We start from the raw sequence: 581 nt of genomic DNA on the forward strand, positions 1-581 counted from the left end.
CGGTAATTGGGGCTAAGTCGTAACAAGGTAGCCGTATCGGAAGGTGCGGCTGGAATACCTCCTTTTTAGAGCTCATTGTCCTGAGCTGTTGTTTCCTTTCTTTTAATTTATTAAGTTCTTTTATAGATGAAGAATCGCCAAGTTGGTAATATGGACTGGATCGGTTAGAGAGAGTGAATACCGCCAACCGGCAACCTAGACAGATCCGTAGCTCAGCCTGGTTAGAGCACTACACTGATAATGTAGGGGTCAGCAGTTCAAATCTGCTCGGGTCTACAATGATTACGGGGGATTAGCTCAGTTGGCTAGAGCACCTGCCTTGCACGCAGGGGGTCATCGGTTCGAATCCGATATCCTCCACTTAATCACCTTAGGTTTTCTTCTTACATAAGATGTAATGACTAAAGAGTCACAGAGATCAGATCTCATACATCATCTACGATCAATTTTATTGATCAAAGTTCTTTGACATATTGGGAAATGCAAGTTGTATTCAAGATAGTAATATCTAAATACTAAATTTTTTAAAGCGAATAAGAGCGCATGGTGGATGCCTAGGATCTAAGAGGCGACGAAGGACG

The 581-nt window shown here is 42.5% G+C and carries 2 tRNA genes and 1 rRNA gene; all 3 read left to right on the forward strand.

Features of this window, described 5'->3' with window-relative positions:
- Nucleotides 1-65: ribosomal RNA gene (locus PV783_RS34490) — 16S ribosomal RNA — on the forward strand; the annotation flags it as partial.
- 136 nt (nt 66-201) lie between these two features.
- A tRNA-Ile gene (locus PV783_RS34495) sits at nt 202-276 on the forward strand.
- A 10-nt stretch (nt 277-286) separates the two neighbouring features.
- A tRNA-Ala gene (locus PV783_RS34500) sits at nt 287-360 on the forward strand.
- Nucleotides 361-581 lie beyond the last annotated feature (221 nt).

Origin of the sequence: Chitinophaga sp. CC14, assembly GCF_048957795.1 — a bacterium.
Classification (GTDB): domain Bacteria; phylum Bacteroidota; class Bacteroidia; order Chitinophagales; family Chitinophagaceae; genus Chitinophaga; species Chitinophaga ginsengisegetis.